Below are 26,145 nucleotides of genomic sequence, written 5' to 3'. Positions count from 1 at the left end.
CCCGGACACGCCGGAGGCCCGGCCCCTCGACGAGGGGCCGGGCCTGCCGGAGACGCGTGACGTCGTCGTGAAGCCGCCGAGGCGGCCTGACGGGGACGGGATCAGCGCGCGTAGTACTCGACCACAAGCTGCTCCTCGCAGGTCACCGGGACCTCGGAGCGCTTGGGGCGGCGGGACAGGGTGGCGCGCAGCTTGTCGATCTCCACCGTCAGGTAGCCCGGGGTGGCCGGCAGGACCTGCTGGTGGGCGCCGGCGGCGGCGACCTGGAAGGGCTCGAACTTGGCGGAGCGCTCGTGCACCTCGATGACCTGGCCCTCCTTCACACGGAAGGACGGGATGTCGACGCGCTTGCCGTTCACGGTGATGTGGCGGTGCACGACGAACTGGCGGGCCTGCTGGATGGTGCGGGCGAAGCCGGCGCGCAGCACCAGGGCGTCCAGGCGCATCTCGAGCAGCTCGACCAGGTTCTCACCGGTCAGGCCCTCGGTGCGCTTGGCCTCCTCGAAGTAGCGACGCATCTGGGCCTCGCGGATGTTGTACTGGGCGCGCAGGCGCTGCTTCTCCTTCAGGCGCACCGCGTAGTCGGAGTCCGCCCGGCGACGGGCGCGGCCGTGCTGACCGGGGCCGTACGGACGGCGCTCCATGTACTTCTCGGCCTTCGGGGTCAGGGCGATGCCCAGGGCGCGGGAGTGCCGCACGGTGCGGCGGGTGCGCAGGTTGCCACTCATGGGTGGTCCTCACTTTCCTTGACGTGCGATGCCGTTCGGGTTTGTCTCCGCGCCGCCGTCAAGCGCCCGGGCACGGCGTGGCCGTGCGGGGTCGAGAACGGTGCGGAACCTGGCCTCCGGTCGATCCGTCGGAGGGCTGAGGGGCGCATCGCGGGCCCGTCGTCACCACGGCGCCGCGCTCCCCCACGCAGCCGTGCCGGGCACACTTGTGCCCGTTCTCAGCGGGATGAGGGGGACCGTCTGGGACGCGACGCCTGCCAGACGGTGGACCACTCTACCAGGTGTCTCAGCCGGCGCCGCGGAGGATGCGGCGCAGCGCGGCGACCTGCTCGGCCAGGCGCTTCTCGTGGCCGATCCGCTTGGGGACGTAGTAGTCCTTCCCCACGAGCGGGTCCGGGGCGTACTGCTGGCGGGCGACGGCGTGCGGCTCGTCGTGCGAGTACACGTAGCCCTTGCCGTGGCCGAGGGCTGCGGCGCCCGGATAGTGGGCGTCGCGCAGGTGCAGCGGGACCTGGCCGGTGCCGCCGGCGCGCACGTCCGCGATGGCGGCGTTCACCGCGTTGTAGCTGGCGTTGGACTTCGGCGCGGTCGCCAGGTGGGTGACCGCCTGGCCGAGGACGATCCGCCCCTCCGGCATGCCGATCAGCTGAACGGCCTGCGCGGCGGCCACCGCGGTCTGCAGCGCGGTGGGGTCGGCCATGCCCACGTCCTCGGAGGCGGAGATGATCAGGCGCCGGGCGATGAACCGCGGGTCCTCTCCCGCCTCCAGCATCCGGGCGAGGTAGTGCATGGCGGCGTCCACGTCCGAGCCGCGGATGGACTTGATGAACGCGGAGATGACGTCGTAGTGCTGGTCGCCGTCCTTGTCGTAGCGCTGGACGGCGCGGTCCATGGCCTGTGCGGCGTCGGCCTCGGTGACGGTGATGCCCTCCTCGTCCTCGTCGAGGCCCTCCTGCTCCACGCGGTCCAGGGCGACGCCGGCGGCGGCCTCCAGGACGGTCAGGGACCGGCGGGCGTCGCCGCCGGCCATGCGCACGAGGTAGTCCCGGGCCGCCTCGGAGAGGACCACGGCGCCGTTCAGGCCGCGTTCGTCCTCCACCGCCCGGACGAGCAGCCCCTCGATGTGCGCGTCCTCCAGTGGACGCAGGGTGAGCAGCAGGGAGCGGGACAGCAGCGGGGCGATCACCGAGAAGCTCGGGTTCTCCGTGGTGGCCGCCACGAGCACCACCCAGCGGTTCTCCACGCCCGGCAGCAGCGCGTCCTGCTGAGCCTTGGTGAAGCGGTGGATCTCGTCCAGGAACAGCACGGTGGTGCGCCCGTAGAGGTCGCGCTCCTCACGGGCGCGGTCCATCACCTGGCGGACGTCCTTCACACCGGCGGAGATGGCGGACAGCTCCACGAACCTCCGGCCCTCGCCGCGGGCGATCACGTGCGCGATGGTCGTCTTGCCGATGCCCGGCGGCCCGTACAGGATGATCGAGCTGGGCCCCGCAGCACCCGTGTAGCCCTCGCCCGAGGCGGCGGCGAGCTTGCGCAGCGGGGAACCGGGGCGGAGCAGGTGGTCCTGGCCGAGGATCTCCTCCACCGACCTCGGACGCATGCGCACCGCCAGCGGCGCGGCCGAGGAGCGCACGGACGCCTCGGCCTGGCGGGACACGCCCGAGGCCCGGCGGTCGCCGGAGGGCGAGGCGCCGTCGTCGGGGTCCTGGGCGGAGGTGAAGAGGTCGTTCATGGCCCCACCAGCCTAGGGCTTCGGCCGGACACGGTGGACGGGCGGGGCGCGGTGCGCACCGGCAGTCCGTGCAGGCGCCCGCATCCGCCGCCGCACGGCACCCGCGCAGGGGCGGGGACGATCCTGCGCGACGGGGCCCCTGGCAACGGCGGCGGTGCCCGTTCCGGCCGGCCGTCGTCCTGACGGCCGGCCGTCGTCCTGACGGCCGCCGTCCCGACGACGGCCGTTCCGCTTCCCGTGCCGACCGCGTCACACAGCGCTCACCTTGGGTTCACCCGGGACGTGTCAGGTGGACGGGCCCCGCCGATGCCCGGGCGCTGCGCTGCGCCCGACGGCCGAACCGACGAAGGAAGTCTCCCCGCCCATGCGCACCCTGCACCGCACCGTCGCCGCCGCGGCCGCGACCGCCCTGACCGCCACGGCCCTGTCCGCCGCGGTCCTCGCCCCCGCCACCACCGCCGCCCCGGCCCCGCACTCGGCCGCCGCGCAGAAGGGCCACCACGCGGGCAACCACGGCAAGGGCCACGGCCAGAAGGCCAACCCCTCCGGCAAGACCGTGGAGCTGTCCCCGGCCGGCACCCACGAGACCGGCGTGTTCGACGCCTCGGCCGCCGAGATCCCGGCCTTCGACGCCTCGACCGACCGCCTCTTCGTGGTCAACGCGGAGAACGGCGCCGTGGACGTGCTGGACGTGGACGGCGCCGCCGCCCCGACCTACTCCTCCACCCTCGAGATGGCCGGCGTGGCCGCCGCGGACGGCTCGGTGATCCCGGCCGGCTCCACCGTGAACTCGGTGGCCGTGCACGGCGGCATCATGGCCGTCTCGGTCGAGGCCCCGGAGAAGACCGACCTCGGCTGGGTCGCCTTCTTCCAGACCTCCACTCTGGCCCCGCTCGGCGCCGTCCGCGTGGGCGCCCTCCCGGACTCCGTGGCCTTCTCCGGCGGCTACGCCGTGGTGGCCAACGAGGGCGAGCCGGCCGACGACTTCTCCGTGGACCCGGAGGGCTCGATCTCCGTGATCACCGTCCCGAGGAACGCGCAGCAGTTCTCCCGCCTGTCCCAGGACTCGGTGCGCACCGTGGACTTCCGCGCCTTCGACGAGGGCACCAAGCTGCCGGAGGGCGTCCGCGTGTTCGGCCCGGACGTGCAGACCCCGGCCGGCCAGCCGGACGCCGGGTACATCGCCCGCAACCTCGAGCCGGAGTACGTCACCATCGACCCGACCGGCCGCACCGCCTACGTCTCCGTGCAGGAGGCCAACGCGGTGGCTGCCGTGGACCTGAAGTCGGCCTCCCTGAAGGACTTCTGGGCCCTGCAGCTCACCGACTGGTCCACCGAGGGGAAGTTCGACGCCTCCAACCGGGACTCCGGCATCGAGCTGCGTCACTGGCCGGTGCTCGGGGTCCCCATGCCGGACGGCATCGACGTCTACCACCACCGCGGCCAGGACCTGATCCTCACCGCCAACGAGGGAGACTCCCGCGAGTGGGGCGACTACGTGGACACCGAGCGCGTGAAGGACCTGACCCTCTGCGAGGCCGAGTACCCGAATGCTGCCGAACTGCAGAAGAACGAGAACCTCGGCCGCCTCAACGTGCTCACCGACCTCGGCTGGGACGCCGAGCGCGAGTGCATCGCCCAGCTGCACACCCTGGGCGGCCGCGGCTTCTCCGTCTACACCGCGGACGGGGAGCGCCTCTTCGACTCCGCCGGCCTGGTGGAGCAGACCATCGCGGACCTGATCGCCGCCGGCGAGCTGCCGGTCGAGGCGTTCAACGCCAACAACGACGAGACCCCGTCCTTCGACAGCCGCTCCGACGACAAGGGTCCGGAGCCGGAGTCCGTGGTGGTCGGCAAGGTCCAGGGCCGCACCTACGCCTTCCTGGGACTGGAGCGCATCGGCGGCGTGATGGTCTTCGACATCACCGACCCGACCGCCGCGACCTTCGTGGACTACGTCAACGAGCGCAACTGGGACGCAGAGGAGGGCGACGAGGCGAACTACGGCGACATGGGCGCCGAGGGCCTCGAGTTCGTCCCCGCCTCCGAGTCCCCGTCCGGTGTGGCCCTGCTGATCGTGGCCAACGAGGTCTCCGGCTCCACCACCGTCTACGAGGTGAATCCCACCCGGAAGTGAGCCGGCCGCGGACGTCGGCTGTGTGCCACGGGTCGGAATCGAGGTCCTGACGGGCCGGATTCCGACGCACCGCACACAGACGGTCGGTCATAGCACGGCCGCGCCGCACCCATCCCGACGACGGAGCGCACCTGACGCTGTCAGGTGCGCTCCGTCGTCGTGCATTCTTCTGGGGGGACGTGCCGGAGACGGGGCGTGCGTCCTCTGGGGGACGCGCCGGAGACGGGGCGTGCGTCCTCTGGGGGACGCGCCGGAGACGGGGCGTGCGTCCTCTGGGGGACGTGCCGGAGACGGGGCGTGCGTCTTCTGGGGGACGCGCCGGAGACGGGGCGTGCGTCCTCTGGGGGACGCGCCGGAGTCGGGGCGTGCGTCCTCTGGGGGACGTGCCGGAGACGGGGCGTGCGTCTTCTGCGGGGGCATGCCGAGGGCGGGGCGGGCGTCTAATGCGAGGCTCGCCGGGTGACGGGGCTCGCCGAGGGCGGGGCGGGCGTCCTCTGCGGGGTCCGCCCGGTGACGGGGCGTGCGAGCATGGTGCCCATGCGAGCCGTATGCCAGAGAGCCGATTCCGCGTCCGTGACCGTCGCCGGAGAGGTGGTGGGTCGGTTCGAGGGCGAGGGCCTGGTGGTCCTGCTGGGCGTGAGCGTGGAGGACACCGAGGCTGAGGCCGTGCAGGTGGCGCAGAAGGTGGCCGGGCTGCGGATGCTCGAGGACGAGCGGTCCCTGCTCACCGCCGAGGCCCCGGCGCTGGTGATCAGCCAGTTCACCCTCTACGGGAACGTGCGCAGGGGCCGCCGACCGTCCTGGACCCGCTCGGCCAAGGGCGACCGGGCGCAGCCGCTCTACGAGCGCTTCATGGCCGACCTCGAGTCCGCCGGCGTGCGCGTGGAGCGCGGCGTGTTCGGCGCCCAGATGGAGGTCACGCTGACCAACTCCGGCCCGTTCACGCTGATCGTGGACTCGGACGAGCTCAAGGGCCCGCGGCGGGGCTGAAGGAACAGCCGCGGACGTGGACAACCCCGACCGTGAACGGTCGTGGCCGCCCTCAGGACGATTCCTCGTCTGAGAGCGGCCACGTCCACGCAGGGTCCCCCATGGGCCCGCTCAGCCGTCAGATCCGCTCAGCCGCCAGGCCCGCTCAGCCGTCAGGCCCGGTCCGGGATCAGGGCTTCGCCTCGCCCTTCGCCTCGCCCTTCGCGGCCTCCTTCTGCTCGGCGGCGGCGGCCCTCTTCTCCTCCGGCTTGGCGTCCACGCCGGCCTCCTTGCGCTGCTGCGCGGTGATCGGGGCCGGAGCCGCGGTCAGCGGGTCGTATCCGCCGCCGGTCTTCGGGAACGCGATGACCTCGCGGATCGAGTCGGTGCCGGCCAGCAGGGCCACCACCCGGTCCCAGCCGAACGCGATGCCGCCGTGCGGCGGGGCGCCGAACTTGAAGCCCTCGAGCAGGAAGCCGAACTTCTCCTCCGCGTCCTCCTGGGACAGCCCCATGACCTCGAAGACACGCTTCTGCACGTCCTGGTCGTGGATGCGGATGGAGCCGCCGCCGATCTCGTTGCCGTTGCAGACGATGTCGTAGGCGTACGCCAGGGCGGAGCCCGGGTCGGTGTCGAAGGTGTCCACGAACTCGGGCTTCGGCGAGGTGAACGCGTGGTGCACGGCGGTCCACGCGCCGGAGCCGACGGCCACGTCGCCGGAGGCCTCCGCCTCCGCCGCGGGCTCGAACATCGGGGCGTCCACGACCCACACGAAGGACCAGTCGGCCTCGTGCACCGGAACCTCCGGGCCGGCGTCCTTGAACAGGCCGCAGCGACGGCCGATCTCCACGCGGGCGGCGCCGAGCAGGGCGCGGGACTCCTTCGGCTTGCCGGCGGCGAAGAAGATGCAGTCGCCCGGGTTCGCGCCGGTGGCGGCGGCCAGGCCGGCCTTCTCCTCCTCGGTGATGTTCTTGGAGACCGGGCCGGTGAGGGTGCCGTCCTCCTGGATGAGCACGTAGGCCAGGCCCTTGGCGCCGCGCTGCTTGGCCCACTCCTGCCAGGCGTCCAGGGTGCGGCGGGCCTGGGAGGCGCCGCCGGGCATCACGACGGCGCCGACGTACTCGTTCTGGAACACGCGGAAGGGGGTGTCCTTGAAGTACTCGGTCAGGTCGGTCAGCTCGAGGCCGAAGCGCAGATCCGGCTTGTCCGAGCCGTACTTGGTCATGGCCTCGTCGTAGGTCATGCGGCGGATCGGCAGGTCGACGTCCACGCCGACCTTCGCCCACAGCGCCTGCACGATCTTCTCACCCAGGGTGATGATGTCGTCCTGCTCCACGAAGGAGGCCTCGATGTCCAGCTGGGTGAACTCCGGCTGACGGTCCGCGCGGAAGTCCTCGTCGCGGTAGCAGCGGGCCAGCTGGTAGTAGTTCTCGATGCCGCCCACCTGCAGCAGCTGCTTGAACAGCTGCGGGGACTGCGGCAGGGCGTACCAGGAGCCCGGGGCCAGGCGGGCCGGGACCAGGAAGTCACGGGCGCCTTCCGGGGTGGAGCGGGTGAGGGTCGGGGTCTCGACCTCGAGGAACCCCTCGGAGTGCAGCAGCTCGCGGGCGATGCGGTTGGCCTCGGAGCGCAGGGCCATGATCTTGGCCGGCTGCGGACGGCGCAGGTCCAGGTAGCGGTGGCGCAGGCGGGTCTCCTCGCCGACCTCCACGTGCTCGTCCACCTGGAACGGGAGGGCGGCGGCGCGGTTGAGCACCGTCAGCTCGTCCACGATCAGCTCGATCTCGCCGGAGGGCAGGTTCGGGTTCTCGTTGCCCTCGGGGCGACGCTCGACGACGCCGGTGACCTTCAGGACCCACTCGTTGCGCAGCGGGTCGAAGTCCGCCTCATCGCGGACGACGATCTGGGCGAAGCCGGAGCGGTCGCGCAGGTCCACGAAGGCCACGCCGCCGTGGTCCCGGCGGCGGGCCACCCAGCCGGTGACGGTGACGGTCTGGCCGATGAGCGAGGCATTCAGCTCGCCGAGGGTGTGGGTGCGAAGCACGGGTTCCTCCTCGTCCGGGGTCGCCGGACGTCGTCGCGGGTTCATGGGGGTGCCACACCGCTGTGGTAGTCATGCAGGACAGGGGTGTGACCGCCCAGAGTCTACCGGCACCCCCTCCACCGACCGCACCCGAGGAAGAGGACGGCCGTGTCCGGCACCCTGCAGCGCACCCTGACCCTGCCCCAGGCGACCGTGATCGGCGTCGGTTCGATGGTGGGCGCCGGCGCCTTCACGACGCTCGGCCTGGCCGCCGCACTGACCGGCGGCCACGCGGGTGCCCTGTACCTGGCGCTGGGCCTCGCGGCCGTCGTGGCGACGTGCAACGCCCTGTCCACCGCCCAGCTGGCCACCGTGCATCCGGCCTCCGGCGGGACCTACGTGTACGGCCGCGAGCAGCTCGGCCCGTGGCCGGGCTTCCTGGCAGGCTGGGGGTTCGTCACCGGCAAGACCGCCTCCGTGGCCGCCATGGCGGCCACCGTGGGCCTCTACGTCTTCCCCGACGACGGCTCCCTCGACCGGATCGTGGGCGTCGCCGCCGTCGTGCTCCTCACCGTGGTGGCCGTGCTGGGCGTGACCCGCACCGTCCAGGTCACGGTGGCGATCCTCATCCCTGTGCTGGCGGTCCTGGCCCTGACCGTGGTGGCCGGCCTGGCTCTCGGGGACGGGGGCGCGTCCGCCAGCGGCGCGGAGGTGCTCGGCGACCCATCCCCGCTGGGCGTGCTCATGGCCGCGGGCCTGCTGTTCTTCTCCTTCGCCGGCTACGCCCGCGTGGCGACCATGGGCGAGGAGGTATCGGATCCGCGCCGCACCATCCCGCGCGCCGTCCTGGGCGCCCTCTCCTTCACCGTGGTGCTGTACGTGCTGCTCGCCGCCGGGCTGCTCCGCGCCCTGGGCGGCTCCGGCCTGGCCCTCTCCCCCGCCCCCGCGCGCGCGGCTCTCGAGGCCGCGCTGGGCTCCGGCTGGGGCTGGGTCGCCCTCGTCGCGGCCGCCCTGGCCTGCGTCGGCGCCATGCTGAACCTGCTCACCGGCATCTCGCGCACCGCCCTGGCCATGGCCCGGGAGGGCGACCTGCCGCGCCCGCTGGCGACGGTCGGCGGCCCGGCGCAGACCCCTTGGGTGGGCCAGACGGTGGTGGCGGTCTTCGTCATCGTGCTGCTGCTGGCCACGGACATCCTCACCGTGGTGGGCTTCAGCTCCTTCGGCGTGCTCGTCTACTACGCCGTGACGAACCTCTCCGCCCTGACCCTGAGCGGCGACCGCCCGCTGCGGGTCCCGCGCGCCGTGAACGTCCTGGGCCTGGTGCTCTGCCTGGTGCTGGCGTTCACCCTGCCGCCGACGTCCGTGCTGGCGATGCTCGGCGTGTTCCTGATCGGCGCCGGCGGCCGCTCCTTCGCCCGCGCCAAGGGCGACTACAGCACCGGGCGCTGAGCGCTGGACGCAAAGGCCACGGAGTCCTGGGCCCGCACAGCGTCGGCTGCTCATCTGACGGCCGTGTCCGGCACCCACGCAGGCCATGGACCGGTCGTCTGCTGCAGCTGCGCGAGCGCCTCGACGAGGGCGAGCAGCATCTCCCCGGCGTCGGAGGCCGCGTCCGGCATGAGCGCGGGATGGGTGTGCCAGACGACGCTGCCGGACTCCGGGATCGTGGCGTGGGCGAGGACCCGACTGTCGTCGTCGATGCCGTTGTAGACGGCCCAGAAGGTGGAGTCCGTCTCCCCCAGACGCTCGTCGACCACGCGATCGAGTGACAGTTCGAACCAGTACGATGCCGTCGATTCGGGCCGGACGACCTGGAACCCCCATGACCGGCCCGGGGTCAGCGGCCGGCACCGTATCCGAGCGGTCTCGGCCCCCGTGCCGGCGCGCTGCACCACGTACTCACCGGCCGGAGCGTCATCGGGATCGGGGCCGCACCAGCGCACCGAGTAGCGAGTGCCGGGCTGCCCGGGGACCGTTGCCGCTGGGAAGTGCTCTGCCGCGACCCGGGCCAGGGCGTCGTGGACGAGCGCGCCCTCGGGCGAGCGCTCGGCAGTGACGTCGAAGACCGCCTCCCGCTCGTCGATCCGGAAGGCGCCGACGACGGTCGACTCGCCGAGCAGACCCCGGCGCACCGCAGCGATCCTCACCCAGGGGTCCCCGGCAGGGGCCTGCCCGGCCGTCACCTCCCAGTGGAGGGGAAGGCCAGGCTGATGACTCACCAGCTCCGCCAGGTGGGCCTGGATCTCTTCTGCCGGGGGCAGCCCTTCCGAGTACGGCGAGCTCTCCCCGTCATCAGACGACGTCGTCATCGAGGCTGGTACCAATACTTGTCTCCCACCCATACTCTCCCGTCGCTCCGCAGAGATGCGTGGGTTCTCGGTCGTGATCTCGCATCCTTGAGCTTCCATACCTTACCTCCATGACCGGCTGTGTCACGATGTATAGACCAGGCCTGACCTCGAGCTTCGTACAGCCCACCATCTGATTTCTTGACCGTGAACTTGCTGAGGTCAATCCGCAAAGGTGCCGAGAAGAGACGTGCCGGTATACCAGCCCCGTTGACTCCTCCGCCGCCACAGTCCGGCGACGACTCCGAGGAGTCGAAGTGAGTGTGTCGGTCGTCCTCGGATGTTCGATCGAACGAACTCAACGAGAGAACCTGATCGGACAACCCCTGCGAATCGGGCGGTGCACCCGCGCAATGACGAATCGCACTTGCTGGAGGGGCGGCACCGATCGCTCCAAGCACGAGTAGGCCCGCAGTCACCACAGTGGTGGGGGTCTTCCATTTCGCCATCACGAAAGCGCATCCCTTCAAGTCGATACGGTGGGTGGGCCAAAGTGTCGACACACCGTAGGTCATACGATCTAGAGTGACATGCGTCACCCTATACCAATGGTGTCATGAAACCAACGACGTGTTTCACGCACCTCGGCCATGAGGCGGACGTGGACCACGCAGACTCCAGTCGGGCGCCGACGGGCCCGCTCAGCCTGCGGTCACCTGCGGGACGAGGTCTTCGGCCGGCGGCATCCAGGTCTGCGGGTCGGCGGGGACCTGCTCGCCGGAGCGGATGTCCTTGACCTCGTGGCCGGACTCCCCGGCGCCGAGGAACCAGACGAACGGGATGCCGCGGCGGTCCGCGTACTTGATCTGCTTGCCGAACTTCTCGGCGGAGACGGCCACCTCGGTGGCGATCCCGCGCTCGCGCAGCACGCCGGCCACGTCCTGGGCGGCGGACCAGTCCTCGTCCGAGGTCAGGGCCACGTAGACCACGGTGGGCACGGCGCGGGAGGCGACGGCCATCTCCTGGGAGAGCATGCGCATCACCAGGCGGGTGACGCCGATGGACAGGCCGACACCCGGGAAGGTCCGGTTCCCCTTGGAGGCCAGCGCGTCGTAGCGGCCGCCGGAGCAGATGGAGCCGAGCTGCTCGTGGCCCACCAGGACCGTCTCGTACACGGTGCCGGTGTAGTAGTCGAGGCCGCGGGCGATGGAGAGGTCGGCGACGGCCCGGCCCGGGGCGCGGCGGTGCATCGTGCCGATGACCTCCGCCAGCTCGGTGAGCCCCTCCTCCATCAGGTCGTCCTGCACACCGAGGGCGCGGACCTGCTCCACGAAGGAGGTGTCCTCGGTGCGGATGGCGGCCAGGGCCAGGGCCTGCTCGGCCTGCTCGGCGGAGGCCCCGACCTCCTCCTGCAGCAGGCGGGCGACCTCCTCGGGGCCGACCTTCTCGAGCTTGTCGATGCTGCGCAGCACCCCGGCGGTGTCCGTCAGGCCGATGCCGCGGTAGAAGCCCTCGGCGAGCTTGCGGTTGTTGATACGGATGAGGAAGTCGCCGATCGGCAGGCCGCCGAGCGCCTCGGCCATTACGAGGGCGACGTCCACGTCATAGCGCGGGGACAGCTGCCCGTCGCCGACGATGTCGATGTCCGCCTGGGTGAACTCGCGCGCGCGGCCCTCCTGCGGCCGCTCGCCGCGCCAGACCTTCTGCATCTGGTACCGCCGGAACGGGAAGGCGAGGTGGCCGGCGTTCTCCACCACGTAGCGGGCGAAGGGCACGGTGAGGTCGAAGTGCAGGGCCAGGCGCTTGGGGTCGTCCGGGGACGTCGCCGAGCGCCGGCCCTCGGCGACGTCCTGGTCCTCGGCGAGGCGGGAGACGGCGTAGACCTCCTTGTCCACCTCGCCCTTGCGCAGCAGCTGGCCCAGGGTCTCCACCGCGCGGGTCTCGATCCCGGCGAACCCGTGCAGCTCGAAGGTCCGACGCAGCGTGTCCAGCACATGCTGCTCGACGACGCGCTCAGCGGGGAGCCACTCGGGGAAGCCGGACAGGGAGGACTTGCGGGCCATGGGGTTCCTTCGTCTCGGATCGGGCCGTCGCGCGGACGGGACTGACCCGCCCAGTCTAGGTGGCGGCCCTGCTGCGGTGCGGCGGCGGTCCGGGACGTGGCCCTCCCCCGGCGGGGTGCCCGGGAGCACCCGTGAACAGGGGCGCGACGACGGCCGCCGGGTTCGTCCACCGCCTCGCCCACGCATGTGGCCGGGGTTGCCGGGCGCTTCCGTGCTTTCGCGGCTAGGCTTGCCCTGTTCGTGTCCATCCCGACCCGCCCGCGCACGTCAGCGCGAACGGGCCCGTCCAGGGAGAGTTCCAGCGGTGACCACTGAGAATCAGAAGTCCGACGACCAGCAGCCGACCGCCGACGCCGCCGAGGCGCAGGTCGAGAGCGCGCCGACCACCGACGCCGCGCAGGCGCCGGCCGAGCAGACACCGGCCGGGCACCAGGCTGAGCCCGCGGCCCCGGAGGTCGAGAAGGCCCCGGAGGTCGAGAAGACCGAGGCGAAGCCGGCTGCTCCTTCCCCGGCCGCCATGAAGCCGGGCAGGCCGGCCACCCCAGCCGCAGCCGCCCCGGCGACAGCCAAGCCCGCCGCCCCGGCCCCGACCGTCGAGCCGACCGATCCGGCCACGGCCGCGCAGTTCGCCCGCGTGACCGAGGACGGCCACGTGGTGCTGCTGGACGGCCAGGAGGAGCACACCGTCGGCCAGGTCCCCGACGCCACCGCAGAGGAGGCCGTGGCCTACTTCGTGCGCAAGTACGACGACGTCCGCGCACAGATGGCGCTGTTCGAGCAGCGCATCGCCGCCGGCGCACCGTCCTCGGAGCTCCAGAAGGCCCTCAACCAGATGAAGGCCACCGTGCAGGAGCGCCAGATGGTGGGCGACATCAACGCGCTGCGCACCCGTCTGGCGGCTCTGGAGACCTTGCTGGGCGACTACCGCGCCGCCGAGGCCGAGGCCCGTCAGGCCGCCCAGGCCGAGCAGCTCGCCGCCCGCGAGGCGATCGTCGCCGAGGCCGAGGAGTTCGCCGCCACCCCGGCCGAGCGCATGCCGTGGAAGAAGGCCTCCAAGCGCATGGCCGAGCTCTTCGACGAGTGGAAGGCCGCCCAGAAGACCGGCCCGCGCCTGTCGAAGTCGGTCGAGGACGGCCTCTGGAAGCGCTTCCGGGGCGCCCGCACCCAGTTCGACAAGACCCGCCGGGCGCACTTCTCCCGTCTGGACGCCCGGTCCGCGGAGGCGAAGCAGGTCAAGGAGCGCCTCATCGCCCGCGCCGAGGAGCTCTCCTCCTCCACAGACTGGGGCGTGACCACCGGCAAGTACCGCGACCTGATGAGCGAGTGGAAGGCCGCACCGCGTGCCTCCCGCAAGGAGGACGACGCCCTCTGGGCCCGCTTCCGTGCCGCACAGGACGTGTTCTTCACTGCCCGCAACGAGGCCAACGCCGAGATCGACCGCGAATACGGCGCCAACCTCAAGGTCAAGGAGCAGATCCTGGCCGACGGCAGGAAGCTCCTGCCCTTCACGGACGTCAAGGCCGGCCGTGCTGCGCTTAACGAGCTGCGCGGCCGCTGGGAGGAGGCCGGTCGAGTGCCGCGCGGTGACGTGCGCCGCATGGAGGCCGGCTTCCGCGAGCTGGAGGACGCCCTCAAGCAGGCCGAGAACGAGCACTGGCGCCGCACCGACCCGGAGACCAAGGCCCGCACGAACTCCGCGCTGACCCAGCTGGAGGAGACCATCGCCGGCCTCGAGGCGGAGCTGGAGGAGGCCAAGGCCGCCGGCGATGAGAAGAAGATCGCCCAGGCCCAGGAGGCGCTCGACGCCCGCCTGCAGTGGAAGAAGGCGTTGGAGGCCTCCGCCGCCGACCTGGCCTGAGCCTGTCCCGCCGCGGACGACGCGGCCTGCGCCCGACGGGCGGTCCGGCATTCGGCCGGGCCGCCCGTCTGCGTTGTCCACACCCCGGCGGCAGCGGGCGCGCACCTGGCGCAGGATGGACGCCATGAGATCCTCCGCCGCCGACGCGCCCGTCCCCCTCACCGCAGCAGTGCCCGGCCCGATCCCGGCCCCGCCCACCGACCGGACGGTGACGACCGAGGTCTGGGCGGCCGGGCCGGAGTTCGCGGATGCGGAGCTGCAGACGCTGGTCTCGGCCGGGGCCCTGCACCACCTGCTGGGCCGGGTCTACGCTCCGGCGGACCGCCCGGTGGACCCCCGCATGCGCGCGGACGCGGTCTGGCTCGTGGCCGGCCCGCTGCTGACGGCAGGGTGGACGGCCATGGGGCTGACGGCGGCGTGGCTGCACGCAGGAGGCCCGCTGCCGCGCACGCTGCATATCGCCGTAGCCCATTACCACCGGCCTCCGCCGGCACGGGACCACGGGCCCGGGTGGACGTTCACGCAGGCGGACGTGGCCGCCGTCGGAGGGTCTGCCGCGCCGGCCGAGGCGGACGTCGTGCTCCTCGGCCCGGTGCGCGTGACCACGGTGGGGCGCACCGTGGAGGACCTGCTGCTGGCCGACGGCTCCCAGGAGGGCCGGGCGGCGGCGCGGCTGATCGCCCGGTTCGGGGCGGAGGGACTCGTCGAACGGCTGGCGCCGCCGCGGCGCAGGCCCGGCATCGTCCGGGCCCGCCGGCGCCTGGCCGAGCTGCTGTCCTGACCGGCGCAGCCGTCAGGTGCGGCGCACGTCGAAGACGCCGTCGATCCGCTTGACCGCGTTGACCACGTGGTTGAGGTACATCGGGTCGCCCATCTCGAAGACGAACCGGCTCATGGCCACCCGGTCCCGCGTGGTGTTCACGGACGCGGACAGGATGTTCACGTGGTTCTCCGCGAGCACACGGGTCACGTCCGAGAGCAGCGAGGTGCGGTCCAGCGCCTCCACCTGGATCTCCACCAGGTACACGGCGTTGCGCGTGGGGGCCCAGGCGACGTCCACGCGGCGCTCGGGCTCCTGCTCGAGCAGGGTGTCCACGTTATTGCAGTCGCTGCGGTGCACGGACACGCCGGAGCCGCGGGTGACGAAGCCGCAGATCTCGTCCGGCGGCACCGGATTGCAGCAGCGTGCCAGCTTCGTCATCATCCCCGCGTTCCCCTGGACCAGCACGCCGGTCGCGCCGCCGTCGGAGGACGGCGGACGCTTCACGGGTCGCTTGACGATCTCCTCGAGCTCGATCTCCCCCAGCGCGGTCTCGGAGGACGGGGCCGTCGGCGACTCCTCTGGTGGGGCCAGCTTCGCCTGGACCTTCTCCACCACGTTCTGTGCGGAGAGGTGGCCGTCGGCGATCTGCGCGAACAGGGCGTCCAGGTCGTTCAGGCCGTGCTCGGCCGCCACGGCGGGAAGCTCCTCGCCGCCGAGGACCTTCTGGACAGCCAGGTTCTCGCGGCGCAGCTGACGGGTCAGGGACTGCCTGCCGCGCTCGATCTGCTCGTCGCGGCGCTGTGTGGCGAACCAGTGGCGGATCTTGGACTTGGCGCGCGGGGAGACGGTGAAGCCGAGCCAGTCGTGGCTGGGGCCGGCGTTCTCGGCCTTGGAGGTGAACACCTCAACGGTGTCGCCGTGCTGGAGCTGGGAGGACAGCGGGACCAGCTTGCCGTTCACGCGGGCACCGATGGTCCGGTGACCCACGTCGGTGTGCACGGAGTAGGCGAAGTCCACGGGGGTCGCGCCGGCGGGAAGGGAGCGGATCTCTCCCTTGGGTGTGAAGACGTAGACCTCGTCCGCGTCGATCTCCGTGCGCAGTGAGTGCAGGAACTCGTCCGGGTCCCGGGTGTCCTTCTGCCAGTCCATCACCGAGCGCAGCCACTGCGGCGTGGACGAGCCCGCGGTCCCGGCGGCCGCGTTGGCCTTGTACATCCAGTGCGCGGCCACGCCGTACTCGGCCTGGCGGTGCATGTCGAAGGTGCGGATCTGGATCTCCACAGCACGTCCGCCCGGTCCCATCACGGAGGTGTGCAGGGACTGGTACATGTTGAGCTTCGGCATCGCGATGTAGTCCTTGAACCGACCCGGCAGCGGGCTCCACTGCGCGTGGAGGACGCCGAGCGCGCCGTAGCAGTCCTTCACCGAGTCCACGAGCACGCGGATGCCGGTGAGGTCGTAGATGTCGTCGAACTCCTTCCCGCGCACGATCATCTTCTGGTAGATCGAGTAGTAGTGCTTGGGGCGGCCGGTGACGGTGGCCTTGATGCGGTTGTCCCGCAGCCGGGCGCTGATCTCCTCGCGCAGGCGCTCGATGTGCTTCTCGCGTTCGGGGTTGCGCTCGCCCACCAGGCGGACGATCTCCGCGTAGACCTTCGGCTTCAGCGCGGCGAAGGACAGGTCCTCCAGCTCCCACTTGACCGTGTTCATGCCGAGCCGGTGGGCCAGCGGCGCGTAGATGTCCAGGGTCTCCTGGGCCTTCTTGGCGGAGGAGGCCGGGGATACGTAGCGCCAGGTGCGCGCGTTGTGGAGCCGGTCGGCGAGCTTGATGAGCAGGACGTTCACGTCCTGGGCCATGGCGATGACCATCTTGCGGACGGTCTCGGCCTGCGCGGCGGCTCCGTAGGTGACCTTGTCCAGCTTGGTCACGCCGTCCACCAGCACGGCGACCTCGTCGCCGAAGTCCTTGCGCAGCTGCTCGAGCGAGTAGTCCGTGTCCTCCACGGTGTCGTGCAGCAGGGCGGCGTAGATCGTGGGCCCGGACAGGCCCAGCTCGGCGAGGATCGTCGCCACGGCCACCGGGTGGGTGATGTAGGGGTCCCCGGAGCGGCGCATCTGGCCCTCGTGGCAGCGTTCGGCCACGGTGTAGGCGCGGATGACCTCCTTGAAGTCCGTCCGCGGGGAGCGCGTGCGCAGGGTGCGCATCAGCGGCTCGAGGATGGGCGAGTACTCGGTGGCGTGCCGACCGGTGAGGCGTGCCATGCGGCCACGGGGACGGGGCGACTTCTCGGGGCGGCGAGCGTCGGCGTCGGACACGGAGGGCGGGGTCATGGCTGCGTGTCTCCTCCCCGGGACGTGGGGTGTCCCGTCTCGACGCGAACGGCGGCGCGATAGCGGGGAGTCTACCTCCCCGCGCTCGCGCCGCCGTGCGGCATGTGCGTGTGTCCGGCGGACGTGCGGTCGGCCGTGTGGTCCCAGGTCAGGCCCGGGCGGCCGGCTCGGTCCCGTCGACGCCCTCGGTCGCGCCCTCCGGGGCACGGCCCGAGGACTCGCGACGGGCCAGGACGGCGCCGTCGTGATCCGTGACGTCCCCGTCTCCGCGGCGCAGCAGGGCGTAGAGCGGTGCCTGGATGAACAGGGTCGCCATGGTGCCGACGATGATGCCGACGAAGATGGCCAGGGCGATGTCGGAGAGGGTGCCCGCACCGAGCAGACCCGCGCCGATGAACAGGATGGAGCCCACCGGCAGGATGCCCACCACGGAGGTGGTGATCGAGCGGACCAGCGTCTGGTTCACGGCGAGGTTCACGTTCTCCGCGAAGGTCCGGTCGGCGTCCTCGTGGACCGTCTGGGTGTTCTCGCGGATCTTGTCGAACACCACCACGGTGTCGTAGAGGGCGTAGGACAGGATGGTCAGGAAGCCGATGACGGCGGACGGGGTGACCTCGAAGCCGGTGGCGCCGTAGATGCCGGCGGTCAGCGCCACCACGTAGAGCATGCCGATCACCGCGGCCAGCGACATCTTCCAGGTGCGGAAGTACAGCGCCATGAACAGGGTCACCAGGACCACGAAGATCACCAGGCCGATCAGGGCCTGCTGCGAGACGGCGGCACCCCAGGTGGGGCCCACGAAGTTCGAGGTCACGTGGTCCGCGGTCACGCCGTAGGCGTCCTGGAGGTTCTGGGCGACCTGCAGGGTTTGGGCGTCGTCCATGCGCTCGGTCTGCACGCGCATGGTGCCCGGGGCGATGTTCGTGACCGTGGCGATGCCGTCGGCGGCGACGTCCCGCACGGCCTGCTCTCCTGCGGCGACGTCCGTGTTCTGAACGGAGGAGACCACGAACTCGGAGCCGCCGCGGAACTCGATGCCGAGGTTGAAGCCTCCGCGCATCAGGGTCAGGCCGCCGGCGACCAGGAGCAGGATCGCCGCGGCGGCGAACCAGGTCTTCCAGCGCTGGACGAACGGGTAGGACTTGTGTCCGGTGTAGAGGGCGTTGCCCCACTGAGCGAAGCGGTTCACTGGCCGTCCTCCTGGGTGCGCTCGGACGTGGTGGTGGTGCCGGCGGCCGGCGAGGCGGCCTCGCGCTCGGCGCGACGGCGTTCGGCGATGGTCGGGCGGCGGGCCGCCTCCCCGCGCGAGCGGCGGCGACGCCGCTCGGCACCGCCGGAGGCCCCCTGTGCCGTCTGATCGCTCGGCGGGGTCTTGAACTCACGCACGCGGCCGGCACCCTTGTACAGCGGCTCGCGGCCGAGCAGCGAGGGGTCCAGACCGGACATGCGGTGGCCGCCGCCGATGAACTTCGTCTGGGACAGCAGCACCATCATCGGGTGCGTGAACCAGAAGACGACGATCAGGTCGGCGATCGCGGTGAGGCCGAGGGTGAAGGCGAAGCCGCGGACGTTGCCGACGGCCACGAAGTACAGCACCGCGGCGGCGAGCAGGTTCACGGCCTTCGAGGCCCAGATGGTGCGGGAGGCGCGCTTCCAGCCCTCTCGGACCGCGGACTCGATGTTCCGGCCGGCGCGCAGCTCGTCCTTGATGCGCTCGAAGTACACGATGAACGAGTCGGCGGTGAGGCCGATCGCCACGATCAGGCCGGCGATGCCCGCCAGGGACAGGCGGTAGTTGTCCGACCAGCCCAGCAGGGAGATGGCGAGCCAGGTGATGACCCCCGCGACGATGATCGACGCGAAGGTCAGCAGGCCCAGCACGCGGTACTGGAAGAACTGGTAGACGGCCACGAGCAGCAGGCCGATCAGGCCGGCCACCAGGCCCCAGAACAGCTGGTCCTGGCCGAGGGTCGCGGAGATCTGCTGCTCGGACTCGATGGTGAAGCTGATGGGCAGGGCGCCGTAGGACAGCTGTTCGGCCAGCTCGGCCGTGGTCACCTCGTTGAAGCCGGGGCCGGTGATCTGGGCGCGGCCGTTGGTGATCACGCCCAAGGACTGTGGGGCCGAGAGCACGGTGCCGTCCAGGATGACGGCGAACTGCTTGCGCGGATCGCCCTCCGGATATGGGGTGAGCTTCTGGGTGACCTCGCGGAACGTATCCGTGCCTTCACCCTTGAACGTCAGGTTCACGACCCATTCGTTGGTGGAGACGCCGGTTGAGGTGTTCGCCATGCCGTTGGTGGCGTCATCGATCTGGGTGCCGGGGATGAGCCGGGGGCCCACGATGTACTTGGCACTGCGGCCAGTGCCCTCGGCGATCTGCTCGTCGGTGGCTGTCTGGCAGGCCACCACGGCCTTGTCCGTGGCGAGCGGCTCGGCGCCCGGGTCGCGAGGCACGGTGCAGTCGGTCCGCTGGAACTCGTCCAGCAGCTCGGGGGTGAGCCAATTCGGGTCGTAGGCGTCCTGCGGCTCGCCCGCAGGCTTCGGAAAGTCTTCTTTGGGCGTGCGCTGCTCCTCGGCGACCGGCTCGGGCGCGCCGAGCTGCAGCACGGCGCGGAACTCCAAGTCCGCGGAAGCCTGGATGAGGCGGCGGGTCTGCTCATCCAAGGTGCCCGGCATCGCGACGACCACGTTCTCGGCGCCTTGGGTGGCCACCTCGGCCTCGGCGACGCCGGAGCCGTCCACGCGGGCGCGGATGATCTCGACGGCCTGGTCGAGCTGCTCAGCGGTGACGCGCTGGCCGCCGGTGGTCTCGGGGGCGAGCACCATCTGGGTGCCGCCCTCGAGGTCGAGGGCCAGGCGCGGGGCCCAGCTGGCCTGGTTCGTGGCCACGCCGATGCCGAGCACGACGGCCATGAGGGCGATGAGCGCGCCGAGCCACGTCAGGGTGCGACGTGCCGCGCTCGCGGGGGTCTTCGATGCCATGGGCGTTCAGGATCTCCGCAGATCGAGCGACCCGGTCGAGGGGGGCCGGGTCGCGGACGGATGGGTCAGGGGCGCTCGTCGCGGCGGGGCTGGTCCTCGCCGTTGAGCTGGATGCGGTGGCGGTCCACGTCCTCGTCGGCGGGGGCCTGAGGCTCGCCGTACTCGGCGCCCTGCTCGGACCGGTCCTGGTCGTCCGCGGCGACGGCGCCCGTGGTGCCCGAGGAGGCGACCGAGTCCGGCTCCACGATCTGGGCGACGGCCTGCAGGTGGACGTCCATCTGGGTGCCCGGGGCGACCTCGATGGTCACGCGCTGGGAATCCTGGTTCACGTCGACGACGTGGCCGAAGATGCCGGAGCCGGTCATGACCTCGACGCCCGGGGTCAGCTCCGTGCGCATCTTGGTCTGCGCCTGCTGGGCCTTGCGGGCCTTGCGGAAGGAGAAGAAGAGCAGCAGCGCCATGACGCCGAACATGAGCAGGAGGAACATGCTTCCGCCGCCGCCCTCGGCCTGCTGGCCGAGCACGATGGGCATGTCTGCGATGGGCAGGGCGAGGGTGGTCACGAGAGACACTCTCCGTCGTCGTCGGGGATGAGAACGTGCGCAGGCACACCCGTCCGGGGTGTGGGGGTGCGCACAGTGCAGACCAGTCTAGGGCGTCTGATGCCCGACGACGGCCAGGCGCCTGTCCGTGGCGCCTGGCCTGGGCATGTGGCCCCCTCCGCTCAGCCCCGCTCCGGGGCCGGCAGCCCGAGGTGCTCCCAGGCTCCGGGGAGCGCGACACGGCCCCGGGGCGTGCGGCCGACCAGACCCTCGCGGATGAGGAACGGCTCCGCGACCGTCTCGACGGTCTCTGTCTCCTCGCCGACGGCCATCGCGAGGGTGGACAGGCCGACCGGTCCCCCGTCGAAGACGGTGCAGAGGGCGTTCAGGACGGCGCGGTCGAGACGGTCCAGGCCACGCTCGTCCACGTCGTACATGTGCAGGGCCCGGCCGGCGGCCTCGGCGTCCACGGTCGTCAGGCCCTTCACGAGCGCCCAGTCGCGCACGCGGCGCAGCAGCCGGTTGGCGATGCGCGGCGTGCCCCGGGAGCGGGAGGCGATCTGGGCGAAGCCGGCGGAGGTGACGTCCATGTCCAGCAGCAGGGCCGAGCGGCGCAGGACGAGCTCGAGCTCCTCGGTCGAGTAGAACTCGAGGTGCCCGGTGAACCCGAAGCGGTCGCGGAGCGGGCCGGGCAGCAGGCCGGCGCGCGTGGTGGCCCCGACCAGGGTGAACGGCGGCAGCTCCAGCGGAATGGAGGTCGCGCCGGCGCCCTTGCCGACGACGATGTCCACGCGGAAGTCCTCCATGGCCATGTAGAGCATCTCCTCGGCCGGACGGGACATGCGGTGGACTTCGTCCAGGAACAGCACCTCCCCTTCGGTCAGGGACGAGAGGATCGCCGCGAGGTCGCCGGCGTTCTGGATGGCCGGCCCGGACGAGATGCGCAGCGGGGCGTTCATCTCCGCGGCCACGATCATCGCCAGTGTGGTCTTGCCGAGCCCGGGCGGGCCGGACAGGAGCACGTGGTCCGCGGCGCGGTCGCGCAGCCGGGCAGAGCCCAGCATCAGGTCCAGCTGCTCGCGGACGCGCTGCTGTCCGACGAACTCGTCCAGGTGCTTCGGACGCAGCGCGGCCTCGAGGCGGCGCTCGTCCTCCCCCGCGTCCCCGGCGACGACGCGGTCCGCGCCCCGGTCCCCGGCGTCGGTTCCGCCGCCGTTCATCGGCCGCTCCGGACGGTGGCGGCGGCACCGACGTCGCGCAGGGTGGCGCGGAGCAGGGCGGCCATGTCCCGGCCCTCGTCGAGCTCGGGGTGGGCGGCGAGGGTGGCCTCGACGCGCTTGAGGGCCTCCTTCTCGGACCAGCCCAGGCCGGCCATCGCCTCGACGACGTCCGCGTGCCAGTCCTCCGCCGGGGCCGCAGGGACCTGGTCCTGCCCGGCCTCGGCGGGCGTCTCGGCGCCGGTCGGTGCCAGCTTGCCGGCCAGCTCCACGAGGATCTTCTTCGCCAGCTTCGGGCCGATGCCGGGCACCCGGGTCAGGGCCTTCTCGTCCTCCTGGGCGACGGCCAGGCGCACCGCCTCAGGAGGGTGCACCGCCAGCACGGCCAGGGCCAGGCGCGGGCCGACGCCGTTGGCGCCGAGGAGGATCTCGAAGACCTCCTGCTCGGCTCGGGCGGCGAACCCGAAGAGCGTGAGCGAGTCCTCCTTCACCACCAGGTGGGTGTGCACACACGCCTCGCGTCCCTCGTGCAGGGCGGACAGGGTCTGCGGCGTGGCGAACACAAGGCGGCCGACGCCGCCGGAGGCGATGACGGCACGGTCCAGTCCGACGTACTCGACGGTCCCGGTCAGGGAGGCGATCACGGCACAGGTCCTTTCTCCGGACGGACACCCTCGGACCGCCGGCGTTCGAACATACTATCGAACGGCTCGGCGCCCGGACGCACCCGACCGCAGGCCGTGGCGAGGGACCGCGCCGGGTGCGCGGCCGTCGTCGGGAAAGGGCGGCGTCAGCGGCGGCGGGCGGCGCCCGTGGCCGCCCCGGAGCGCTCGGCGGCCAGCCACTGCTGCTGTGCCCTGGTCAGCGACGTCCCCGCGCCGACGGGCCGGCGCCCGGCGGAGTCGGCGGCCTCCGCGAACCGGGACCGTCCGCCGCGGGAGGTCATGGAGCCGGTGGCCAGGCCGGTCTGCCCTGAGGCCCGGCCGAGGGCGGTGCCGCGCCAGGCATGGGCGAGGGCCAGGGCGATCGCGTCGGCGGCGTCGGCCGGACGCGGCGGGGCGTCGAGGCCGAGGATGCGGGTGACCATCGCGGTGACCTGCTCCTTGCCCGCGTTGCCGTGGCCGGTGACGGCCGCCTTCACCTCGGACGGGGTGTGCAGGCCGACCTCCAGCCCGCAGCGGGCGGCGGCGGTGATGGCCACGCCGGCGGCCTGGGCGGTGCCCAGCACGGTGGGCGTGTTGTTGTTGGCGAACATGCGCTCCACGGCGGCCCGCTGCGGGGCGTACCGCTCGAGTACCTCGGTGACCTCCCGGTCCAGCTGCAGCAGTCGCTCGTGGAGCGGCGCGTCGGACGGCGTGCCGGACACCCGGACATGGACGAGCCGACCGCGGCGCCGTGCGTCGACCTCCACGACGGCGATGCCGCAGCGGGTCAGTCCCGGGTCGACGCCCAGGACGCGCAGGGTGCCGTGGCCGACTCGTGCCGCCAGTCGGATCAGTCCTCGTCGAGCTCGGCGAGGACGGACTCCGGGATGTCCACGTTGGAGTAGACGTTCTGCACGTCGTCCAGCTCCTCGAGCGCGTCCACGAGCTTCAGGAAGGTCGCGGCGGACTTGGCGTCCTCCAGCTCCACCTTCATCGACGGCAGGAACTCGGCCTCGTCGGACTCGTACTCGATGCCGGCGGCGTCCAGGGCCTCGGCCACGGCGCGCAGGTCGGAGGCCTCGGAGACGATCTCGAACACGTCGCCGTCCTGCTGGACCTCCTCGGCGTCCGCACCGCCTTCGAGGATCGCCTCGAGGAGGCCGTCCTCGGTGTTGCCCTCGGCGGGCAGGCGGACGACGCCCTTGCGGGCGAACAGGAAAGCCACGGAGCCGGAGTCGGCCAGGGTGCCGCCGTTGCGGGTCACGGCCACGCGCACGTCGGAGGCGGCGCGGTTCTTGTTGTCCGTGAGGCACTCCACCATCAGGGCGGAGCCGGACGGGCCGCGCACCTCGTACATGATCTCGGTGTAGTCCACGACCTCGCCGGTCAGGCCGGCACCGCGCTTGATGGCGCGGTCGATGTTGTCGTTGGGGACGGAGTTCTTCTTCGCCTTGGAGACGGCCAGGTCCAGGGCCGGGTTGCCGGCCAGGTCGGGACCTCCGGCGCGGGCGGCGACCTCGATGCCCTTGATGTACTTGGCGAAGGCCTTGGCGCGCTTGGCGTCGAGCGCGGCCTTCTTGTGCTTCGTCGTGGCCCACTTGGAATGACCGGCCATGATGCTCCTTCGCGGTTCGGCGACGTCGGGATGTCTCGGCGCACCATCTTAGCGGCGCGGCCCGGTCCGGCCGCGGGCGGGCGTCACAGGAGCACGTCGCGGCCCGGCGACCGGCGGCGGGCCGACCGGCGCGGGCGACCGGAGGGGACGGGCCGGCCGGGCACACCTAGACTGCGCCCATGGACTCTCCGCAGATGACGCAGGGCGCCTCCCTGCCCGCCGACCACCCTCTCGCCTCCCCCTCTCCGCTCCCCTACGGGCTCCCGGACTTCGCCGCCGTCTCCGACGCACAGCTGGCCGAGGCCGTCCGCGTCGGCATGGCTGCGCAGCGGGGCGAGGTCGAGGCGATCCTGGCCTCGGACGAGGCCCCGACCTTCGAGAACACCGTGCGCGCGTTCGAGCTGACCGGCGACCTGCTGCGCCGCTCCGCCGCCATGTTCTTCACCCTCGTCAGCGCCGACGGCACCGACACCCGCCAGGCCCTGTCCGAGGAACTCATGCCGGAGCTGGCCGCCCACGAGGACGCCCTGCTGCTGGACCCGCGCCTGGCCGGGCGCGTGGCCGCCGTGGACGCGTCCGGCCTCACCGGCGAGGACGCACGCCTGCACGAACTCTTCTCCCAGCGCCTCGAGCTGGCCGGGGCGCACCTGTCCGCCGCCGACCGCGCCGAGCTGCAGCAGATCAACACCGCGCTGGCCACCGTGGGCGCCCGCTACACCCGCCGCCTCGTGGCGGACACCGCCAAGCGCGCCGTGCTGGTGGAGGATCCGGCCCGCCTGGCCGGCCTCGGCGCCGACGACGTGCAGGCCGCCGCCCGCGCCGCCGAGGAGGCCGGCCACCCCGGCAAGCACCTGCTCACGCTGTCCCTGTTCGTCTCCCAGCCGCAGCTGGCGCAGCTCGAGGACGCCGAGCTGCGCCGCGACCTGTTCGAGGCCTCGATCGGCCGCGGCACCGAGGGCGAGGACGAGGTCCTGTCCGTGGCCATGGAGATCGTCCGGCTGCGTCTGCGCAAGGCCCGTCTGCTCGGCTCCGAGTGCTGGGCCGAGCACGCGCTCAAGGACCGCGCCGCCCCGTCCGTGGCCGCGGTGCAGGAGCTGCTGGCGTCGATGGCCGGCCCGGCCATGGCCAACGCGAAGGCCGACGCCGCACAGGTCTCCCCCGACGGCGGCGCCCTGGCCCCCTGGGACTGGCCGCACCTGTCCGCCGCCTACGCCAGGGAGCAGTTCGCGGTGGACGCGGCCGCCCTGCGCCCGCATTTCGAACTGGACCGCGTGCTCACCGACGGCGTGTTCGCCGCCGCTGGCGCCCTCTACGGCCTAACCTTCGCCGAGCGCCCGGAGTTGGCCGAGCACATGTACCGCCCGGGCATCCGCGTCTGGGAGGTCTGCCGGGACGACGAGCCGATCGGCCTGTTCGTGGGGGACTTCTTCGCCCGCGCCACCAAGTCCGGCGGCGCCTGGATGCACACCGTCCGCGACCGCGCCGACGCCCTCGGCGAGCGCCCGGTGGTCTTCAACACCATGAACGTGCCGGCCCCGGCGGAGGGCCGGCCTGCCCTGCTCACGCTGGACGAGGCGACCACGCTGTTCCACGAGTTCGGCCACGCGCTGCACGGCCTGCTGGCGGAGGGTCAGTACGCCTCACTGACCGGTACGTCCGTGCCGCGGGACACCGTGGAGTTCCCGTCCCAGGTGAACGAGGTGTGGCTGCGCGAGCCGTCCCTGCTGGACGTCTACGCCCGTCATGTGGAGACCGGGGAGCCGCTGCCGGCCGGCACACTGGAACGTCTTCAGGCCGCGGATCTGTGGGGCGAGGGCTACCGCACGGTGGAGTACCTCGGCGCGACGCTCGTGGACATGGCCTGGCACACCCTCACCGAGGACACCGTGGACGCGGCGACCGCGGACCCGCTGGCGTTCCAGGAGCAGGTGCTGGCCGAGGCGGGCATCGACTCTTCTCTGGTGCCCCCGCGCTACGGCACCGGCTGCTTCAAGCACATCTTCGGCAACGACTATGCGGCCGGGTACTACTCGTACATCTGGGCCGAGGTGCTGGATGCCGACGCCGTGGAGTGGTTCTGCGCCAACGGCGGCATGACCCGGGAGAACGGCGAGCGATTCCGCTCCGAGCTGCTGTCCCGTGGCAACACTCGGGACCTGATGGAGTCGTACCGGGCCTTCCGCGGCCGGGACGCCGAGCTGGAGCCGCTGCTGCGCCGCCGCGGTCTGCTGGTCTCGCAGCCCTGATGCC

19 protein-coding genes are annotated in these 26,145 nt (G+C 72.0%); 6 read left to right on the top strand and 13 right to left on the bottom strand.

The genetic code is table 11. The annotated features are described in order from the left end of the window. Nucleotides 1-101 precede the first annotated feature (101 nt). Both rpsD and FM125_RS01060 read right to left on the bottom strand, forming a co-directional pair. Nucleotides 102-728 (bottom strand): 30S ribosomal protein S4, encoded by a 627-nt coding sequence (gene rpsD / locus FM125_RS01065; protein ID WP_067189454.1) that lies wholly within the window; start codon nt 726-728, stop codon nt 102-104. A gap of 286 nt (nt 729-1,014) precedes the next feature. After that, complete coding sequence (locus FM125_RS01060; RefSeq protein WP_087133370.1) at nt 1,015-2,460, bottom strand: replication-associated recombination protein A; 1,446 nt, start codon at nt 2,458-2,460, stop codon at nt 1,015-1,017. 364 nt (nt 2,461-2,824) lie between these two features. On the opposite strand from FM125_RS01060, the gene FM125_RS01055 reads away from it, so the two are divergent. Both FM125_RS01055 and dtd read left to right on the top strand, forming a co-directional pair. Further along, a complete protein-coding gene (locus tag FM125_RS01055; RefSeq protein ID WP_087133369.1) occupies nt 2,825-4,597 on the top strand; it encodes a choice-of-anchor I family protein in 1,773 nt (590 codons plus the stop codon). Nucleotides 4,598-5,134: 537 nt separating this feature from the next. Beyond that, a complete protein-coding gene (gene dtd, locus FM125_RS01050; RefSeq protein ID WP_087133368.1) occupies nt 5,135-5,587 on the top strand; it encodes a D-aminoacyl-tRNA deacylase in 453 nt (150 codons plus the stop codon). 169 nt (nt 5,588-5,756) lie between these two features. Here dtd and aspS read toward each other — a convergent pair whose 3' ends face one another. Further along, nucleotides 5,757-7,610 carry an aspartate--tRNA ligase gene (gene aspS, locus FM125_RS01045; protein WP_087133367.1) on the bottom strand — a complete coding sequence of 618 codons (1,854 nt, stop codon included), beginning with the start codon at nt 7,608-7,610 and terminating at the stop codon, nt 5,757-5,759. 147 nt (nt 7,611-7,757) lie between these two features. Between aspS and FM125_RS01040 the strand changes: the two genes are divergently transcribed. Next, on the top strand, nt 7,758-9,038 hold the full coding sequence (locus FM125_RS01040; protein ID WP_087133366.1) for an APC family permease: 1,281 nt from the start codon (nt 7,758-7,760) through the stop codon (nt 9,036-9,038). Nucleotides 9,039-9,088: 50 nt separating this feature from the next. Here the strand turns inward: FM125_RS01040 and FM125_RS01035 are convergent, their stop codons facing one another. Then, nucleotides 9,089-9,736: a hypothetical protein gene (locus FM125_RS01035; protein WP_143745168.1), complete on the bottom strand. Its 648-nt coding sequence runs from the start codon at nt 9,734-9,736 to the stop codon at nt 9,089-9,091. 842 nt (nt 9,737-10,578) lie between these two features. After that, on the bottom strand, nt 10,579-11,940 hold the full coding sequence (gene hisS / locus FM125_RS01030) for a histidine--tRNA ligase (protein WP_087133364.1): 1,362 nt from the start codon (nt 11,938-11,940) through the stop codon (nt 10,579-10,581). A gap of 304 nt (nt 11,941-12,244) precedes the next feature. Here hisS and FM125_RS01025 point away from each other — a divergent pair, with 304 nt between their 5' ends. Beyond that, the gene (locus tag FM125_RS01025; protein ID WP_245829688.1) at nt 12,245-13,798 is read left to right on the top strand and encodes a DUF349 domain-containing protein; all 1,554 of its coding nucleotides are present in this window, start codon (nt 12,245-12,247) and stop codon (nt 13,796-13,798) included. A gap of 124 nt (nt 13,799-13,922) precedes the next feature. Further along, entirely contained in the window at nt 13,923-14,579 is a 657-nt protein-coding gene (locus FM125_RS01020) for a hypothetical protein (protein ID WP_245829686.1), read from the top strand. Nucleotides 14,580-14,591: 12 nt separating this feature from the next. Here FM125_RS01020 and FM125_RS01015 read toward each other — a convergent pair whose 3' ends face one another. The 8 genes from FM125_RS01015 to FM125_RS00980 form a co-directional block, all read right to left on the bottom strand. Continuing rightward, nucleotides 14,592-16,892, bottom strand: coding sequence for a RelA/SpoT family protein (locus tag FM125_RS01015; protein WP_087133362.1), 2,301 nt, complete (start codon nt 16,890-16,892; stop codon nt 14,592-14,594). 148 nt (nt 16,893-17,040) lie between these two features. Then, nucleotides 17,041-18,081 carry a protein translocase subunit SecF gene (gene secF, locus FM125_RS01010; protein WP_067189443.1) on the bottom strand — a complete coding sequence of 347 codons (1,041 nt, stop codon included), beginning with the start codon at nt 18,079-18,081 and terminating at the stop codon, nt 17,041-17,043. Then, nucleotides 18,078-19,877, bottom strand: coding sequence for a protein translocase subunit SecD (gene secD / locus FM125_RS01005; protein ID WP_087133361.1), 1,800 nt, complete (start codon nt 19,875-19,877; stop codon nt 18,078-18,080). Before secD ends, secF begins: the two co-directional genes overlap by 4 nt. Before the next feature lie 65 nt (nt 19,878-19,942). Then, complete coding sequence (gene yajC, locus FM125_RS01000; protein WP_087133360.1) at nt 19,943-20,440, bottom strand: preprotein translocase subunit YajC; 498 nt, start codon at nt 20,438-20,440, stop codon at nt 19,943-19,945. 161 nt (nt 20,441-20,601) lie between these two features. Continuing rightward, nucleotides 20,602-21,639, bottom strand: a complete 1,038-nt coding sequence (ruvB, locus tag FM125_RS00995) for a Holliday junction branch migration DNA helicase RuvB (protein WP_067189439.1) — start codon at nt 21,637-21,639, stop codon at nt 20,602-20,604. Continuing rightward, nucleotides 21,636-22,280 (bottom strand): Holliday junction branch migration protein RuvA, encoded by a 645-nt coding sequence (gene ruvA / locus FM125_RS00990; RefSeq protein ID WP_087133359.1) that lies wholly within the window; start codon nt 22,278-22,280, stop codon nt 21,636-21,638. The genes ruvB and ruvA overlap by 4 nt, the downstream gene beginning before the upstream one ends. Before the next feature lie 146 nt (nt 22,281-22,426). Further along, a complete protein-coding gene (gene ruvC / locus FM125_RS00985) occupies nt 22,427-23,125 on the bottom strand; it encodes a crossover junction endodeoxyribonuclease RuvC (protein WP_087133389.1) in 699 nt (232 codons plus the stop codon). A 5-nt stretch (nt 23,126-23,130) separates the two neighbouring features. Continuing rightward, complete coding sequence (locus FM125_RS00980) at nt 23,131-23,895, bottom strand: YebC/PmpR family DNA-binding transcriptional regulator (RefSeq protein WP_067189435.1); 765 nt, start codon at nt 23,893-23,895, stop codon at nt 23,131-23,133. A gap of 179 nt (nt 23,896-24,074) precedes the next feature. Here FM125_RS00980 and FM125_RS00975 point away from each other — a divergent pair, with 179 nt between their 5' ends. Further along, the gene (locus FM125_RS00975; RefSeq protein ID WP_245829683.1) at nt 24,075-26,141 is read left to right on the top strand and encodes a M3 family metallopeptidase; all 2,067 of its coding nucleotides are present in this window, start codon (nt 24,075-24,077) and stop codon (nt 26,139-26,141) included. The last annotated feature ends 4 nt before the right edge of the window (nt 26,142-26,145 follow it).

Source organism: Micrococcus lylae (assembly GCF_900163825.1).
Taxonomy (GTDB): Bacteria; Actinomycetota; Actinomycetes; order Actinomycetales; family Micrococcaceae; genus Micrococcus; species Micrococcus lylae.
This window is presented reverse-complemented; position numbering and strand designations above follow the sequence as displayed.

Excerpts from the sequence above, each read along its gene's own strand:
- rpsD (WP_067189454.1), bottom strand. The coding sequence starts at position 728 with ATGAGTGGCAACCTGCGCACCCGCCGCACCGTGCGGCACTCCCGCGCC.
- FM125_RS01060 (WP_087133370.1), bottom strand. The coding sequence starts at position 2,460 with ATGAACGACCTCTTCACCTCCGCCCAGGACCCCGACGACGGCGCCTCG.
- FM125_RS01055 (WP_087133369.1), top strand. The coding sequence starts at position 2,825 with ATGCGCACCCTGCACCGCACCGTCGCCGCCGCGGCCGCGACCGCCCTG.
- dtd (WP_087133368.1), top strand. The coding sequence starts at position 5,135 with ATGCGAGCCGTATGCCAGAGAGCCGATTCCGCGTCCGTGACCGTCGCC.
- hisS (WP_087133364.1), bottom strand. The coding sequence starts at position 11,940 with ATGGCCCGCAAGTCCTCCCTGTCCGGCTTCCCCGAGTGGCTCCCCGCT.
- FM125_RS01020 (WP_245829686.1), top strand. The coding sequence starts at position 13,923 with ATGAGATCCTCCGCCGCCGACGCGCCCGTCCCCCTCACCGCAGCAGTG.
- FM125_RS01015 (WP_087133362.1), bottom strand. The coding sequence starts at position 16,892 with ATGACCCCGCCCTCCGTGTCCGACGCCGACGCTCGCCGCCCCGAGAAG.
- secD (WP_087133361.1), bottom strand. The coding sequence starts at position 19,877 with ATGGCATCGAAGACCCCCGCGAGCGCGGCACGTCGCACCCTGACGTGG.
- ruvB (WP_067189439.1), bottom strand. The coding sequence starts at position 21,639 with ATGAACGGCGGCGGAACCGACGCCGGGGACCGGGGCGCGGACCGCGTC.
- FM125_RS00980 (WP_067189435.1), bottom strand. The coding sequence starts at position 23,895 with ATGGCCGGTCATTCCAAGTGGGCCACGACGAAGCACAAGAAGGCCGCG.
- FM125_RS00975 (WP_245829683.1), top strand. The coding sequence starts at position 24,075 with ATGGACTCTCCGCAGATGACGCAGGGCGCCTCCCTGCCCGCCGACCAC.